The following is a 16,250-nucleotide window of genomic DNA, read 5'->3' on the forward strand; positions in this document are numbered from 1 at the left end:
GATGCGAGACGGCGACCCCGCCCGGCAGCCCCTCGTACCCCTCGTAGCCGTTCACCACGGGTGCGCCTCCAGGTACTTGGCGATCTCCTCCCGTTCCCAGGCGCCGTCGGCCACGACGACCCGGTAGCAGCGGGTGAGCGTGTCGCCGGGGGCCAGCTCCAGTTCGTCGAAGAAGGCCCAGGAGGGGGCGACGGCGGCGAAGGGCTCGTTGCGGACGAACCAGTGCGCCGGGTGGGCGCCCCCCGCTCCCGTGTGGTCGTTCTCGGGCGCGTGCACGAAGAGAAGCGTGGCGTGGCCGTCGGTGCCGTCGTGCTCACCCGAGTAGGCCAGCCAGGGCGCCTGCTCGCCCATCAGCCCGGGTCCCTCGGCGTCGGGCCCGATGATCCGCCCGTCCCGGAAAGCGCGCGGACCGCGCCAGAACAGGCCCGTGTAGCCCGCCATCTCCCGCCCGGCGGTCGTCGGACTGCCGAACAGCAGCGGCTCGTCCCGGCGGTTGGTGATCACGCTCGTCCAGGTCAGCGCCCAGGAACCCGACGCGGTGTCGACGTCGTGGATCTCGATCCGGCGCTCCTCGTCGGCCCACAGCTCCCCGGTGTACGGGTGCCAGGTCAGCCGCTCGGCGATCACGACCCGCTCGCCGTCCGACTCGACGACGTCGAACCCGGTGTGCGTCATCGAGCCGACCCGCTCGGGGATCGGCAGATAACCCTCGCCGTGCACATAGGAGTTGCCGCCCCACAGGTTCTGCCCCGACAGATGCGAGGCGGTCAGCTGCAGGCCCTTGTGCCAGCGGTGGTCGTTGGGCCGGAAGTCGGTGACGACGTCCCCGGCGAGCGTCCGCAGCGGATGCAGATACGGCTTGGGCGCCTCCCAGGCCGCCTCGGGCCGGTAGACGTAGCTCAACAGCTCGACGCCGGTGGTGGGTTCGGTGACCGTGATCCGGTCGCCGTGGGCGTGGACCACGCGCAGCCCGTCGTGGAAGGTCATGCGGTGATCTCCTCACTCGTGCCGGTGGAGCCCGCGTCGGCGGAGCTCCTGTCGGCGGACACCTGGGCGGTTCCGGGCGCCCACCCGGGGGCGCCGCCGTGCATGGCCGTGTAGTACGGGTCCCCGGGGCCGATCTCCCCCCGCCGTACGGTCGCGTCGGTGAACGCGGACTTGTACAGCGCGGCGATCAGCTCCAGGCTCGTACGCCCGTCGGCGCCACTGCTGCGCGGGCGTTCCCCGGCGCGCATGCTCGCGACCAGTTCGCGCAGCTGGGCCAGGTGGGAGCTGGGCACGTCCTCGCCGAAGTCCCGCCAGGCGGCCGCGTCCTCCTCCGGGGTGCCGGGGGCCGGGGTGATGGCCCAGTCGGCGTTGGAGTGGCCGTACAGATGGGTCAGTTCGACGGTGGCGCGTTCGCAGTCGATACGGATGCGGCTGACCTCGTCGGGGCTGAGGACGCTGTTGACGACGGTGGCCAGCGCGCCGCTCTCGAAGCGGACGAGGGCGGTGGAGACGTCCTCCGTCTCCACGTCGTGGACCAGGCGCCCCGCCATCGCCCGGACCTCGCTCCACGGGCCGAGCAGATCGAGCAGCAGGTCCATCTGGTGGATGCCGTGGCCCATGGCGGGCCCGCCGCCCTCGGTGGCCCAGCGGCCGCGCCAGGGCACGGCGTAGTAGGCGGTGTCGCGGTACCAGGTGGTCTGGCAGTGGGCGACGAGCGGACGTCCGAGGCTCCGCTCGGCGAGCAGCCGCCCGACGTGCCGCGAGCCGGAGCCGAAGCGGTGCTGGAAGACGATCGAGGCGTACGGTCCGCCGGTCTCCGCGCCCTCCTCCGCCTCGACCGCGTCGAAGTCGGCCAGCGTGGGCACGGGCGGCTTCTCGCACCACACCCAGGCCCCGGCCCGCAGCGCGGTGATCGTCTGGTCGCGGTGCAGGGTGGGCGGGGTGCAGATGCTGACCAGGTCGGGCCGCTGCTCCGCGAGCATGCGGTCGAGATCTGTGTAGCCGTGCGGGATGCCGTGCTCGGCGCAGAACTTCGCCACCGCGTCGGCGTCGATGTCGACGGCGGCGACGACCTCGGTCTCGCCCTCCTCGGCGAGCCGCTCCAGCGCGGGCAGATGGGAGCCGCCGCCGATGGCGCCGATACCGATGATCGCGGCCCGGACGCGGCGGCCGGCCAGGGGGGTGGGGGGACAGTGGTCCGGCGTCGGGCTCGGGTCGTTGCTGGTTGTGGGCATGGACGTGATCAGCACTCCATCGAACGTGACATCGGACGGTGGTGGGCGCCTGGTGGCGGGGGTTCCGGCGGAACGGCGACCCTCATCACGGCAAGCGCTTTCCCTCGCCAGCAAAGTATGTGCGGACATAGTGACTGGTCAACACCGCGGTTCCGGCCGTTCCACGCCTTGGAACGGCCGGGCCGTCGCCTGTTCCGCGCAGCGCGGTTCCGGCCCTGCGAAACCCCTGTGGCAGCCCTGTCACCAAGGGGCGCTAGGCTGCCCCCCAGCACCTGTGATCACCCGCCCCGCGGCGCGGCACGTCTTCCGTCGGCCCTCCACGATCAGCGCTTGGACCACGTAACTTCATGTCTTGGTTTGAATCCCTCATCCTCGGACTCGTCCAGGGGCTGACCGAATTCCTCCCCGTCTCCTCCAGCGCGCATCTGCGCCTGACCGCGGCCTTCTCCGGCTGGGAGGACCCGGGCGCGGCCTTCACCGCGATCACCCAGATCGGCACCGAGGCCGCCGTGCTGATCTACTTCCGCAAGGACATCGCCAACATCATCTCGGCGTGGTCGCGCTCCCTGTTCAACAAGGAGATGCGCAGCGACCACGACGCCCAGATGGGCTGGCTCGTCATCGTCGGCTCCATCCCGATCGGTCTCCTCGGTGTGACCCTCAAGGACCAGATCGAGGGCCCCTTCCGCGATCTGCGCCTCACGGCCACCATGCTGATCGTCATGGGCATCGTCCTCGGTGTGGCGGACCGTCTCGCCGCACGCGACGAGACCGGCGGCAAGCACCGCGCCGCCAAGGAGCGCAAGAGCCTCGAACAGCTCAGCATCAAGGACGGTCTGATCTTCGGCCTCTGCCAGGCCATGGCCCTGATCCCCGGCGTCTCCCGCTCCGGCGCCACCATCAGCGGCGGCCTCCTCATGGGCTACAAGCGTGAGGCCGCGGCCCGCTACTCCTTCCTCCTCGCCATCCCGGCCGTGATCGCCTCGGGCGGGTACGAGCTGAAGGACGCGATGGAGGGCGGCCATGTCTCCTGGGGCCCGACGATCTTCGCCACCGTCATCGCCTTCTTCGTCGGCTACGCGGTCATCGCCTGGTTCATGAAGTTCATCTCGCACAAGAGCTTCATGCCGTTCGTCTGGTACCGCATCGCCCTCGGTGTGGTGGTGATTGTGCTGGTCAGCATGGGTGTGCTGAGCCCGCACGCGGGCGAATCCGGCGGCTGAAACCGGGCCGCACAGGTAGCGCTGTCTAGCATTTCCTAGCGCCTGATTGCAGCATCACGCCATGATCATCTCCCACTTGTCTCCCACTCGTCTCCCACCTGGGAGGCGGGACGCACGGCCAAGTAGGGGATGACGCGGAAGGGCCCGCACGATGGTGCGGGCCCTTCCGCACAGAGGGTGGAACGCGTCATCTGAGGTTCATGTCCGGCCTAGGCCGCGACCCTCTCCACGAGGAAACGCAGCCGCTCGTCCACCGTGTCCCAGGCAGCACCCGGTGAGGTCGTCCAGCGCGGCGGCGGCCGTGAGGGTGAGCCGGCCGAGGCGCGCTTCCATGTCCTCCCACGTGTGCGTCACCTCGACTGCCTCACCAGGCGGACCCGTGCCCCGTACACCGTTATGGCGGCTCTGTTCCGTAGTCGGTGGTGACGGTTGGTGACGGGCGTCGTTGATGTTGTATGCGAGATGTCAACTCCCTCGTGGCAACGGTGTTCTCAGGGCTCTCAGCGCTGGTCATCGAGGATGTGGCGGACGACGGCGAGATGATCCGGGTCTTGGCCCGAACCCGGGATGTTCCCTTTCCCTGCTCGATGTGCGGGGTCCCGACGGGGAAGGTGCACGGATACCACGTCCGGACCGTTGCGGATGTGCCGGTCGATGGCCGCCGGGTCGTGGTCAACGTCCGGGTACGACGTCTGGTCTGCCCGGTCCTGGGCTGTCGGCGGCAGACCTTCCGCGAGCAAGTCCCTGGGCTGATCGAGCGCCTTCAGCGCCGCACCACGCGTCTGACCAGCCAGGTCTCGGGGGTGGTCAAAGAGTTATGCGGCCGGGCGGCTGCCCGGCTCACCCGGTTACTGGCCGTGCCCGTATCGTTCGCCACCGCCCTGCGGGTGCTGCGGGCAATACCCCCGCCGACGCTGCGGATCCCGAGGGTGATCGGGGTCGATGACTTCGCCCTGCGCCGCCGGCACCGCTACGCCACGCTCATCATCGATGCCGAGACCGGGGAACGCGTCGACGTCCTGCCCGACCGGGAAGCCGCCACATTGGAGGCTTGGCTGCACGGGCAGAAAGGGATCGAAGTCGTGTGCCGGGACGGCTCGGCCACCTACGCCGAGGCGATCCGCCGGGCCTTGCCCGACGCGGTGCAGGTCAGCGACCGCTGGCATCTGTGGCGGAACCTGTGCGACAAAGTTCTGGCCGAGGTCCGCGCCCACGCCCCCTGCTGGGCCACCGTCAACCCGCCCCGGCCCGGCGGCGTCCGCGAGCAGACCACCCGCGAGCGCTGGCATAAAGTCCACGCCCTCCTTGACTCCGGCGTGGGCCTGCTCGACTGCTCCCGCAGACTGAACCTCGCCCTGAATACCGTCAAGCGCTACGCCCGCATCCCTGAACCGCCCGCGGATCGCATCGCCCCCCGCTACCGGCCCACCCTTGTCGACCCCTACCGCGACCACCTGCGCCGACGCCGTGCCGAGGAACCCGCCGTCCCGGTCACCCATCTCCTCGAAGAGATCCGGAAGTTGGGCTATACCGGCAGTGCCAACCTGCTGGTCCGCTACCTCAATCAGGGCCGCGCTGAAGGCGACCGCCCCGTGACAACCCCCCGCCGCGTCGCCCGGCTCCTGCTCACCCACCCCGAGCACCTGTGGACCAAGGACACCGACCTGCTCGGCCTCCTCACCGCGGCGTGCCCGGAGATGACCGAACTCGCCCGACTCACCGGCGAGTTCGCCGCGTTCCTTACCCCGGCCCATGGCAACAACGACAAGCTCTCCCGGTGGATCGCGACAGTCCGCACCGCTGGCCTGCCCCACCTGCTCAGCTTCTGTAACGGCCTCGAACTCGACCGCGCCGCCGTGAACGCCGGCCTCACCCTGCCCCACCACAACGGCCGGACCGAGGGCGTCAATACCCGAACCAAGAAGATCATGCGGCAGATGCACGGCCGAGCAGGATTCGACCTCCTCCGTCACCGCATCCTCCTGCAATGAGGAGAACGCACCGTCACCACCGACTACGGAACAGAGCCCGATTGCTGACACGTCCTCAGGCCGATAAACAGGGGCAGCCACGCGCCGTGGACCATTACTGGGCATTCCGGGTCAGCGGGTGCGGGCCACCAGTGGCGGTGCTGGTGGAGAAGGCGTCAACACTGAAGGGGCGGCAGCGCCAGGCCACCCAGGCTTCCGGGGCTCGTCCAGCGAGCGGTGCAGCAGGCGCCCAGCGTTGTGGACCAGGTACGCGACGACGCCAGCAGCGTCACATTGCTGTGTTCAGGGGACCGCGTCCGGCACCTGAACAGCGGTGGCGGTGAGTGCCGCCGTAGCGCCCGCCCCAGAATGACATCGACCGTTTCGCCGATGTCACCGGCGATCACCAGTGGATCCACCTCGACCCGAACAAGGCCGCGAAGGGCCCGTACGGAACGACGGTCGCCCACGGCTATCTGGTCCCGTCCCTCGTCCCCATGCTCCTGTCGGAAGCCGCGCGGACCGAGGGGCTGACCGCCGCCATCAACTACGGCAGCAACAAGGTCCGTTGCCCGGCCCTCACACCCGTGAACTCCCAGGTGAGGGGCATGGTGGAGCTGACGGAACTGCGGCGCGGACCGCAGGGAGCCCAGGCCGTCCTCCGCGTCACCGTCGAGCGGCGGGGCGGCGACAAGCCTGTGTGCGTCGCCGAAGTCGTTGCAGTGCTCTTCGAGTGAACCCACAGAGGAGAAAGCTGACATGAGAACCCCTCCCTCATAGCGGAGGGAGGCATCACCCCGTCGGCGACCTCCTCCCCACGGAGACCAGCCGCGGCATCTTCCCCTTCGGCGGCGTCACCACCCCACCGTTCGACCCGGTCTGCCTCCGGCCAACCAAGGCAGCGCCCTCCTCGACAAGCGGCGGCTGGGCGAACTGGCCGTCCAGCGAGTCGGCCAACTCCCCGCAGGCGAACTGCCACCCCCTATCGTCCCGATACCAAACTTGGATGTCCGCGGCACGCCGTGACTCACCCTTTACCTCGATCCGGCAGCGAGGTTCGGGCGCTGAGCGACTCGGCGGTTCGCTCGCAATGTCCCCTGCAGTCGGGGGTGGGCCGTCGCGTGACGCTGCGGCTGCGCCGGGCTCCACGGGCCCGGGGTGGTGCGGGTCTCCCCCGTTCTGGTCTTCGTCGGGACAGGACCGACGGTCGGGTGACGGCGGGAAGTTCAGAGAGTCGCCGCCCGCAGGTGGTGAACGCGTTGGCCCAGGGCCAGGTGGCCTCGATGCGGAGCAGGCGGCGGGCGTGCTTCGCGATGCGGGCCCGCAGGCGGCAGAGGCGAAAGCGCCTGGTGCCGGGCTCGGCATCGACCAGATCGGCGTGGTCGCGCACCGCCAGGAGCCTCACCCAGGCGTCGCGGTCGGCGGTCAGGTTGGCGGAGAGCATCCAGCCGCAGTTCCCATCCCAGGACTCGGGTGGGAGGTCAATCAGGCCCATCACCTTGTTCGTGGGGCACCCGGTCCTCAGTTCGCTTCGCTGTAGTCGTCACCGCGGATGATGCCCCAAGGCAAGCCCCCACCTTGGGCCAACCGGCCCTTGGCTCGCATCTTACTTACCTGTAAGTTAGAAGCATGGTTACCACCGTGGCCGAAGTGGCCGCATCAGACATCAAGGCCCTTGAGGCGTTCTGCGATCGATGGGAGAGGGCTTGGAACGAGCACGATGGCGATGCCGCGGCGGCGTTGTGCGCCGAAGACCTGGTGTACGACGAGCCGGCGCTCGGTGAGACGGCACACGGCCCCGACAGCCTCCGCGCCTTCGTGACGCAGATGGCACAGGCCTTTCCCGACTACTCGTTCACGCGTATGGGGTTGTACGGGGAGGTGACGCGGCGGGCCGTGCTGGTGGCGTGGCGCTTCTCGGGGACCCTCGCCGGCACGGGGCAGCGCGTGGAGTTCCACGGTGACGACCGTCTGGAGCTGGGAGAGGACGGGCTGATCCACGCCTACCGGTGCCTGTACGACCACCGCTTCGTGCTGAGTCAGATCGGCCGCGCGAAGGCCGAGAAGTGACCGAGCCCGGCCGCACCCGTAAGCCGGCGTCGGTGCGGCGGGCTGAGATCATGGAGGCGGCCGACGCTGAGTTCGCCCGGAAAGGACTGTCGGGGGCGGGCATCGAGGCGATCGCCGCACGGGTCGGCATCTCCCATCCCCGCATCGTGCAGATGTTCGGCTCGAAGCGTGATCTGTTCCTTCAGGTCGTACACGCGGCCTACGACGGGATCGAGGCCACCTTCGAGAGCGCCGAACCGACGCTGAGCGCGCTCGGTGACGCCTACCGGCATCTCCTGCAGAGCCGACCCACTGTCGGCCTCGTCCTGTTGCAGGCTTATGCCGCGTCAGGCGACGCGGTGGTCCAGGAGTCGGTACGGCGGCGCCAGCTCGACCTCCAGCAGACCATCACCCGTCTGACGGGCGCCGACCCGATGCAGGTGCGCTCCTTCTTGGCCACCGGTCTCGTCCTGACGGTCTCCACCGTGCTGGACCTGCCTGAACGGCGCACCGACACGGAGTGGGGCGCCTGGATCATCGGCCGCACGGACCCACCCACCGACGAGCCATGAGGCGCAAGCGGCGACAGAACTGATGCGCCCTGAGGGGCACCCGCAGCGCCGCGACACCGCGCGATCGACGAGCCGTCACCCTAGGTCGCCGCAGCTGTCGCCGCATCTCCACCCGCCGGCTCGTCCTGGCGGTGGCTCTTTCGGCGCTGCTCGGCAGCGGAGCGTTCGTGGGCACGATGCCCCGACGGGGCGCCCACCTTCCCGAAAAGGATGCACCATGACAGAACACCTTGAAATCCCATCGGCTTCAGGCACCTTCGACGCGATCGCAGCAGGACCCGCCGACGGGCGCCCCGTCCTGCTCCTGCACGGCTTTCCCCGGACCGCCGTCCTCTGGGAAGAACAAGTGGCCGCGCTGGGTGACCAGGGCTTCCGCGCGGTCGCGCCCGACACCCGCGGCTATTCGCCAGGTGTGCGCCCGATGCGTGCCGACGCGTACGGGGTGAGCGAACTGGTCGGGGACGTTCTGGCGGTGGCCGACGCACTCGCCTGGAACCGCTTCGACCTCGTCGGACACGACTGGGGCGGCGCCATCGCCTGGTGGACCGCGGCCCGGCACGCCGAGCGACTGCGCACGCTCACCACCGTGTCGACGCCGCATCCCAACGCGCTGGGCGAGGCACATCGCACCGACGACGACCAACGCCGTCGCTCCCAGTACCAGCAGGACTGGCGCAGCCCCGACACAGAGGCCCGCTTCCTCGCGGACGACGCCGCGCTCCTGCGTTCCCTCTACCAGGGCAAGGTTGCCGACCATCACGTCGACTCATACGTACAGCGTCTGTCCGAACCCGGTGCGCTGAGCGCGGCCCTCAACTACTACCGCGCCGACCGGCCTGACGCCGCGGTCGGGAAGATCCAGGTACCCACGCTCTACGTCTGGGGCACCGAGGACGTCGCGCTCGGGTCCACCGCAGCTCATGCCACAGAAAAATGGGTGAGCGGCCCCTACTCGTTCCACGCACTGCAAGGCATCAGTCACTGGGTCCCCGATGAGGCTCCCGAGGTCCTCACCAGCCTGATCATCGACCACCTGAACGAGCATGCACCGGCGCTCTGACGCAGTAGTCAGTACCAGTGCTTGCCCAGCGAGCGGGGAGTGCCCGGCATGGGCCTGCCGCCAGGGGCGGGACCGACGTCGGGGCCCTGGCCGTCGAGCATGCAGGAAACGGAATCTTGCGATATGACCTCACTCACCCTCGTCCAGCTCACTGAACGGCTCCGCAAGGACCTCGGTCGCCCCGAGCGTGACCTGCTGGCGCCGGGCAGCGCCTGGAACCTGTCCCAGACACTGCAGCACTGTGCCCAGACCGTCCGCTACTCCGTCTCCGGTTATCCCAAGCTCAAGCCCGCCCTGTTCCGGGCGACGGCAGGCGCTCTGGCCAAGTGGGTCTTCCTGCGCCGCGGAGCGATGAAGCACCCGCTCGGCGCGGAGATCGACGGAGCGCCGCCGCTGGACCCGGGCCTGCCGGTGAGCGAGGCCGCGGCCGGCTTCACGGACGCGGTGGCCCTGTTCACCGGCCACACCGGAGAACACGCCCCCCACCCCGCCTACGGACGCTGCACACACGACGAGTTCGCGCGGCTGCATACCATGCACCTCGCCGAACACCTCCCGGGACTGGCCCATGCCTGACACTGCTCCCGCCGGTGCTCGTTCATCGTGACGCAGGACGTGCGCGACGCCGTTCTGCGGCCGGGCGAATTCACCCTCCGCACGAAGCTGACAGTTCCCATCGAACGGGCCATGGCTCGCCCTGCCGTGATCATGGCCCCGACGGCAGTCGCACGAAGCTGACGCCGTGGGCGACTCGGCGTGACACGCGGCGGCGGACTGAACGGCACATCGAAGCTCCGGTCGGGCAGAACGACCTGACAGGTCACTCTGCCCACCGGAGCTTCGTCGCGTACGTCGTGTGCCACCTGGCATCGTCACGCCGCCGAGACCCGCCCACCTACGGGATCGTGGCGGTGGTCATACGGCCACCCGAGAACTGTGGCATCGCCCGCCCTACCCCTGTAGCGCCTGTGCCGCGTGCGGACCGGGCGGCTGTCGAGGGGCGGGGTTCTCAGCCGAGTGTCCAGTTGACGCTGTCGGTATAGGTGGAGCCGTTGATGGTCGCGGTGACCGTCACGGTGTTCTGGCCGGGCCTCAAGGTGATGCTGGGCCATCTGAAGATGTGGTCGCTGCTGCTCCGGGTTCCCAGGGAGGTGCCGTTGAGGGTGGCGGTGACCTGGCCCGCGTTGGAGTAGACCTTGAGTTCGGTGGTGGGCTCGGTGCGCTGGGTCCACCGACGGCTGGTGATGTAGAGGGTGGGAGTGGTAGCCCAGTTGGACTTGTACCAATAGAAGGCGTCCTTGCGGATCTGCCGGTCGCGGGTGACCAGGCCCTTGTCGTTGATGCCGGGCTGGCCCCCCTCGCTGCGGCCGTCGGAGGGGAAGTCGAACATGGCCCAGACGAACGTGCCCCAGATGAAGGGACGGGCGGCGAGCTGCTTCCAGGCCGCTTCGTGGAACAGCGACTGGTACTCCTCGGGGTGCCAGGATCCGCCCGGAGCCGGCTTGGGCGGGTTGAGGGCGTGCTGGGTGGTGCTGGCGCCGACGCCGTACTCCGACATGGCGATCCTGCGGGACGGGGAGGTGGCGTGCAGGTTGTCGGCCCACGCGCCGAGGTCGCCGTCCTTGGAGCCGTAGTACCAGCCGTAGTACTTGTTGAAGCCCGTGGTCTGGGTGTGCAGTCCCGCCTGCGCGTTGTCGGGGTCCTCGCCGCGGACCGCGTAGGTGGAGAGCCTGTCCGGGTCCTCGGCCTCGACGATGTCGGCCAGTGACGCGAGCAGCGTGTTCGTGGCGGTGCCGTTGTAGTCGATCTGCTCGTTGCCGATGCCCCAGAAGGCGATCGAGGGGTGGTTGTAGTTCTGCCGGATCAGTTCCCGCAGCTGGTTCTGGGTGCTGGTGGTGAAGGCGGCCGAGTCGGTGACGAGGTCGACCAGGGGAATCTCCGCCCACACGATCATTCCGCGTTCGTCAGCGAGGTTGTAGTCCTTCTGGTCGTGCTGGTAGTGCGCCATCCGGACGGCGTTGGCGCCGATCTCGCTGATGAGGTCGAAGTCCTGGGTGTGATCGGCGTCGGATATCGCCCAGCCCTGGCCGGCCCGGTCCTGGTGCAGGTTGACGCCATGCAGGTGGAGGTGGCTGCCGTTGAGGCGGAACCCGGTGTTGGCGTCGACGGCGATGGAGCGAAGACCCAGGCGTTCGGTCACCACATCCGTGATCTGGTCCCCGCCCCCGGTGACGTCATGGATCTCGACGCCGGCGTTGTGGAGGTAGGGATCCGCCAGGCCGTTCCACAGGTGCGGGCTGCTGATGTGGAGAGTCTGCTGGACCTCCGTGCCGGTGGCCGCGAGGACGGTCTGCGCGGTGCTGCTCGTCTCCGCGACGACGGTCCCGCTCTTGTCCGCGATGACGCTGCGCACGACCACCGATCTGGTGGTGGTGCTGTCGTTCCACAGCTTCGTCGTGACGGTCACCGTGGCCGAGGCCGCGCTCACGTTGGTCTGCCGGAGGTAGACGCCGGGGCCCGCGTAGTCCGTCATCCGGACGTGGAGGTCGTCGACGGCCCACAGGCTCACGTTGCGGTAGATGCCGCCCTGGAAGGTGTAGTCCGCGCTCAACGGGGCGATGCCGGTGTCGCGGGCGTTGGTCACCTTCACCGCGATGACGTTGTCCCCGCCCGGGACGAGCGCGGCCGTGGCGTCGAAACGGAAGCGGGAGTACCCGCCCTTGTGCTGCCCGAGGTACGTGCCGTTGACCCAGACGTCGGCGATCTGGTTGACCCCGGCGAACTGCAGGTACAGCCTCTTTCCGGCGAGTTCGGCCGGCACGGTGTAGCGGCGGCGGTACCAGCCCACTCCGCGGTAGTAGTCGTTGCCGCCGTCGGCACCGCCGACGGCGTTCCACGTGTGGGGGGTGACGACGGACGTCCATCCGGAGTCGTCGAAACCGGGCGCTTGCGCACCAGTGGCGTCCGCTCTGATGAATCGCCACCCGTTGTTGAGGTGGATCCACACCCGCGGATCCGGCGCCGTGTACGTCACAGCGGCGGACGCGGCACCGGCATGCGGGATCCCGGCCAGCGTGGCCAGTACTCCCGCTGCCGTCCCGCCGAGTACCTGTCGGCGACTGGGCAAACCTGTCATGTCAGAACTCACTTTCCGTGGAGTCGAGAAGGAAATCGACCTGGCGCGGCATTACGCCGACGACCGTGGCGGGCCGGGCAGCACCCGGATCGGGCTGACGGCCTGCTTCAGACAACCGGGAGGAGTGCCCCGGCCCGCCTCGCGTCCAGTCGGCGCTTCTCCCGGGCAGCGGCGCCGTAGTGGCACGAGGTGTGATTCTCGGAGATGCGGGGCCGCGCCGGCCGGCGCGGCCGTTGGTCATGTGGAAGCCGGGCGAGGTCGCACCTGGAGAGAGGGCCCCGGCACGTCGGCACAGTCGAGCGGAATGCCTCCCGATGACCCCATGGCCGAACCTCGCCAAGCCCGAGGAAGGACCGACACACGGAGCAACCCCCTATACCTGGGCTCACCACTCGGCTTCCGCCATCGGCTCTCGGACGACTGCGACGCGCTCATGGAGTCGGGAACCCGGTAGAGACAACGCTCGTGGCCGACCCTGCGCGCAGGGCACAGCCCGCAAGGCTGGGTGGGGTTGATCACGACCAGGCCACCGGGCTTGAGGCCGGCGACGGCCGGGCCGACCTCGGTGACCGTGCCCACGCCCTCGCGGCCGAGGATCAGGCCCTTCTGTCCGATGGCGTACTTGCCCTTCCGTTTGGTCATCAGACGGTGTGCGAACCCATGGATGCATCCTTGAAGACCGCACCGCTGTTTCGGCCCGTCGCTGACGAAGTGTGTGCCGGGAAACGGTCCTGACGAGGGCGGTGGGCTTCGCCGGGTCGCCTGGCCGGCCGCCATCGCCCCTCGACAGCGGCCCGGGGCTCGCCGAGCTCGGCACAGGCTCGCGCGTAGGCCTCGGCCCGGCCGATCTCGGAGAGGGGGATGCGGCAGGCGCCCGGCTCGAGCGGCATGCTCTCGTCGAGGGCAGTCCGCGGTCCGGGACCATCGTTCGGGGAACCGCCAGCCACCCCCGCCGCCGGGCCGTGCAGCGCCCGGTCGGCCCGCCGGCCCACGGTGGGCAGCAGCGTCGCCGACGGGCTCTGTTGCTCAGGCGCCCGGTGTGATGCGCAGCCTGATGGTGCGGGCTTCGGGGCGCAGCACGAACTCCGGCCACACGTCCGGCCCGCAGGACCGGGAGCCGAGTCCGTGCTGGACGGCGTCGATGATCAGGTGACTCGCGGTCGACTCCGGGAGCTCGAAGGGATGTGCGGCGCTGGCGATCTGCTGGGGGGTGTGGCGCCCGAGGGTGAAGCCGGGGCGCCGACCGCGGGCGTCGGGGAGTGCCACGAGCCGCAGTACCTCGGTGCCGCCGCTGGTCAGCGTGAGGCGCCGCAGCTGGGAGCGGTGGCCGGTCTCCTGGGGGCGCGCGTAGGCGACCGCGAGGTCCCCGATCGGGTAGGAGAAGCGGCCGGTGCGGGCCGCGCGGAGACTGTCGGGGTAGGACTCCAGCGGGCCCAGGCCGAACCAGTCCGCGCCGTCGACGGGTGCCGTCCCGTCGGGCAGTTCGAAGCGCACCCCGATCCGCGGCCACACCGACCGCCAGCCGCGCGACGGCTCGATCTCCACGCGCAGTTCGAGTTCGCCGTCCTCGATCGACCAGAGGGACTCCACGGTCACCGAGAGGGCGGAGCCCGCGGCGGAGACCCGGTCCACGGTGCGCAGGGCGTCCGCGGCCTGCTCGACGTCGAGGCGCCGCGTGGTCAGCCGGTCCAGGCCGTCGCGGCGCCAGGTGTCGGCGCTCGACACCCCGAGGACGCTGTTGTCGCTTCCCTCCAGCCGGTCGGCCCGGCTCTCGTCGTTGTCGGTGGGCGCGCGGAACAGTTCCAGGCGAGGGCCGGCCACGGGGCGCCCGGCGAGGCGGGTGAGGGAGCCGCCGGTGAACTCGGCGATGCCGAGCGTGAGCGTTCCCTCGCCGGGCCGCCAGTCGCGCCGGGGCCGGGCGACGGGCACCGGCCGCCGTACCGAGCGGTCGAGTTGGGCGGTGGCGATCTCATGCCCCTGCGGCGCCCAGGCGGTCGCCGTCGCCAGCACCGCCTCGACCGTCAGCCAGGTCTCGCCGTCCGGGGCCACCGCGACCGGCGGCAACGGCACCCGCCCCGACTCGCCCGCCGCGAGGACCGGGGCATCCCACTCCCCCAAGTCCACGAGGTTCCCGTCGTGCTCGACGCGCCAGCGAAAGCGCAGGTCGGACGTGTCGGCCGAGTGCCGCAGGTTGGTGATCACGAGCTTGTCGCCGTCGAAGGCGAAGCGGATCGGCGTCACGACCGCCTTGAACTCGTACAGGCTCGGCGTCGGCACGTCGTCGCTGAGCAGCATCCCGTCCATCACGAAGTTGCCGTCGTGCACGACCTCCCCGAAGTCGCCGCCGTAGGCGTGGTACGGCGTCCCGTCCGGGGCCGTGGCCAGGATGCCGTGGTCGCGCCACTCCCAGACGAAACCGCCGTGCACCCGCGGGAACCGGTGGACCAGTTCCTCGTACTGGTCGAGGGCACCCGGCCCGTTGCCCATCGAGTGGGCGTACTCGCACAGCAGGAACGGCTTGGTGCGCTGCCGGGCGCCCTGCGCGGGGGTGCAGCCGAGCAGCGGCGCGACGGAACCGTCCGTGCCGATCTGCTCGATCTCCGGGACCGTCGGATACATGCGGGAGTAGACGTCGGTGTACTCGCCGGTGTAATCGCCTTCGTAGTGCACGGGACGCTCGGGGTCGCGGGCGTGGACCCAGGCCGACATCGCGGCGAGGTTGGCGCCGGTTCCGGCCTCGTTGCCGAGTGACCAGATCACGATGGCGGGGTGGTTCTTGTCCCGCTCGACGGTGCGCTGGACACGGTCCAGATAGGCGGCGCGCCAGGCCGGGTCGTCGCTCGGGTTGTCGGCCCAGTCGACGTTCTCGAAGCCGTGGGTCTCCAGATCGCTTTCGAGGACGACCCAGAAGCCGAGTTCGTCGGCGAGGTCGAGCAGCCGGGGATGCGGGGGGTAGTGACTGGTGCGGATGGCGTTGACGTTGAACCGCTTCATGCGGGCCAGGTCCGCGCGGGCGTGCTCCTCGTCGAAGACCCGGCCGCGCTCGGGGTGGGCCTCGTGCCGGTTCATCCCGTGGAAGACGACACGGCGGCCGTTGACCAGGAGCCGGTCGCCGTGGATCTCGACCGTGCGGAAGCCGACCCGCAGGGCGATGCTCTCCGCGGCCGAGGACACGGTGGCGTCGTACAGGCGGGGCCGCTCGGCCGACCACGGCTGGACGCCCGCGATGTCGAGGGGCGCCACGTCGGCCGGGGTGGCCCAGACCCGCTCGACGCCGAGTTCGGGGATGCGCAGGGTGACGGGGAACGCGGCGGCGTCGGCGGTGACCTCCGGGTCGATACGGCCGTTTCCGTGGTCGTAGCCGGTGCGCAGCCAGACGTCCTCGACGCCCCCGGCCGGGCGGGCGAGCAGGGTGACGTCCCGGAAGATGCCCGGCAGCCACCACTGGTCCTGGTCTTCCAGGTAGCTGGCGGCCGACCACTGGTGCACCCGTACGGCGACGACGTTGCCGCCCGGTCGCACCGCGGACGTCACGTCGAACTCGTGGGCCAGCCTGCTGCCACTGGCGCTGCCGATCTCGACGCCGTTCACCCACACCCGGAACAGCGACTCCACCCCGTCGAACCGCAGCAGGACCCGCTCGGCGTCCGACCAGTCCTCGGGGACGTCGAAACGGCGGCGGTAGTCGCCGGTGGAGTTCTCGTCGGGGACGTGCGGCGGGTCGATCGGGAAGGGGTACTGGACGTTCGTGTAGATCGGCCGGCCGTAGGCGCCGTCGCCCTCCAGCACCCAGTGCGCCGGCACCGGGATGCTGTCCCAGCCCCGGTCGTCGAAGTCCTCGGAGGCGAAGTCCTCGGCGACGGCCGCCGTGGGCGACAGACGGAACTGCCAGGAGCCGTTGAGCGACTGGGAGGGAGCGTCGGAATGCAGCCAGGAGCGGGCCGGGCGCAGGGCGCCCCGCCACGGTGCGGTGTCCGACACATACGTGGGGAGCTGGGAAGGCAAGGGGCTCACAACC

General features: G+C 69.9%; 12 protein-coding genes. 7 read left to right on the forward strand and 5 right to left on the reverse strand.

All coding sequences use genetic code 11. The features are described from left to right. Nucleotides 1-51: 51 nt before the first annotated feature. The gene (locus J8M51_RS10990) at nucleotides 52-987 is read right to left on the reverse strand and encodes a DUF6807 domain-containing protein (protein WP_086755962.1); all 936 of its coding nucleotides are present in this window, start codon (nucleotides 985-987) and stop codon (nucleotides 52-54) included. Continuing rightward, nucleotides 984-2,222 carry a Gfo/Idh/MocA family protein gene (locus J8M51_RS10995; RefSeq protein WP_179203109.1) on the reverse strand — a complete coding sequence of 413 codons (1,239 nt, stop codon included), beginning with the start codon at nucleotides 2,220-2,222 and terminating at the stop codon, nucleotides 984-986. Before J8M51_RS10995 ends, J8M51_RS10990 begins: the two co-directional genes overlap by 4 nt. A gap of 347 nt (nucleotides 2,223-2,569) precedes the next feature. Between J8M51_RS10995 and J8M51_RS11000 the strand changes: the two genes are divergently transcribed. The 7 genes from J8M51_RS11000 to J8M51_RS11030 all read left to right on the forward strand — a co-directional run bounded on the left by J8M51_RS11000 (nucleotide 2,570) and on the right by J8M51_RS11030 (nucleotide 9,672). Further along, complete coding sequence (locus tag J8M51_RS11000; RefSeq protein WP_086755958.1) at nucleotides 2,570-3,445, forward strand: undecaprenyl-diphosphate phosphatase; 876 nt, start codon at nucleotides 2,570-2,572, stop codon at nucleotides 3,443-3,445. Nucleotides 3,446-3,900: 455 nt separating this feature from the next. Beyond that, nucleotides 3,901-5,436 carry an ISL3 family transposase gene (locus tag J8M51_RS11005; RefSeq protein ID WP_225966627.1) on the forward strand — a complete coding sequence of 512 codons (1,536 nt, stop codon included), beginning with the start codon at nucleotides 3,901-3,903 and terminating at the stop codon, nucleotides 5,434-5,436. A gap of 353 nt (nucleotides 5,437-5,789) precedes the next feature. Beyond that, the gene (locus tag J8M51_RS11010) at nucleotides 5,790-6,152 is read left to right on the forward strand and encodes a MaoC family dehydratase (protein WP_075693505.1); all 363 of its coding nucleotides are present in this window, start codon (nucleotides 5,790-5,792) and stop codon (nucleotides 6,150-6,152) included. 892 nt (nucleotides 6,153-7,044) lie between these two features. Beyond that, the gene (locus J8M51_RS11015; protein ID WP_044472782.1) at nucleotides 7,045-7,485 is read left to right on the forward strand and encodes an ester cyclase; all 441 of its coding nucleotides are present in this window, start codon (nucleotides 7,045-7,047) and stop codon (nucleotides 7,483-7,485) included. After that, on the forward strand, nucleotides 7,482-8,036 hold the full coding sequence (locus J8M51_RS11020; protein WP_231885174.1) for a TetR/AcrR family transcriptional regulator: 555 nt from the start codon (nucleotides 7,482-7,484) through the stop codon (nucleotides 8,034-8,036). Before J8M51_RS11015 ends, J8M51_RS11020 begins: the two co-directional genes overlap by 4 nt. 217 nt (nucleotides 8,037-8,253) lie before the next feature. Beyond that, a complete protein-coding gene (locus J8M51_RS11025; protein ID WP_006379149.1) occupies nucleotides 8,254-9,096 on the forward strand; it encodes an alpha/beta fold hydrolase in 843 nt (280 codons plus the stop codon). A 123-nt stretch (nucleotides 9,097-9,219) separates the two neighbouring features. Continuing rightward, nucleotides 9,220-9,672 (forward strand): DUF1569 domain-containing protein, encoded by a 453-nt coding sequence (locus tag J8M51_RS11030; RefSeq protein ID WP_006379044.1) that lies wholly within the window; start codon nucleotides 9,220-9,222, stop codon nucleotides 9,670-9,672. 433 nt (nucleotides 9,673-10,105) lie between these two features. Here the strand turns inward: J8M51_RS11030 and J8M51_RS11035 are convergent, their stop codons facing one another. The 3 genes from J8M51_RS11035 to J8M51_RS11040 form a co-directional block, all read right to left on the reverse strand. Further along, the gene (locus J8M51_RS11035) at nucleotides 10,106-12,232 is read right to left on the reverse strand and encodes a glycoside hydrolase family 2 protein (protein WP_173402941.1); all 2,127 of its coding nucleotides are present in this window, start codon (nucleotides 12,230-12,232) and stop codon (nucleotides 10,106-10,108) included. A 237-nt stretch (nucleotides 12,233-12,469) separates the two neighbouring features. After that, a complete protein-coding gene (locus J8M51_RS46260) occupies nucleotides 12,470-13,009 on the reverse strand; it encodes an alcohol dehydrogenase catalytic domain-containing protein (RefSeq protein WP_078507299.1) in 540 nt (179 codons plus the stop codon). Between the two features lie 249 nt (nucleotides 13,010-13,258). Beyond that, nucleotides 13,259-16,237 carry a glycoside hydrolase family 2 TIM barrel-domain containing protein gene (locus tag J8M51_RS11040; protein ID WP_216868753.1) on the reverse strand — a complete coding sequence of 993 codons (2,979 nt, stop codon included), beginning with the start codon at nucleotides 16,235-16,237 and terminating at the stop codon, nucleotides 13,259-13,261. Nucleotides 16,238-16,250 lie beyond the last annotated feature (13 nt).

Origin of the sequence: Streptomyces griseiscabiei (genome assembly GCF_020010925.1) — a bacterium.
GTDB lineage: Bacteria > Actinomycetota > Actinomycetes > Streptomycetales > Streptomycetaceae > Streptomyces > Streptomyces griseiscabiei.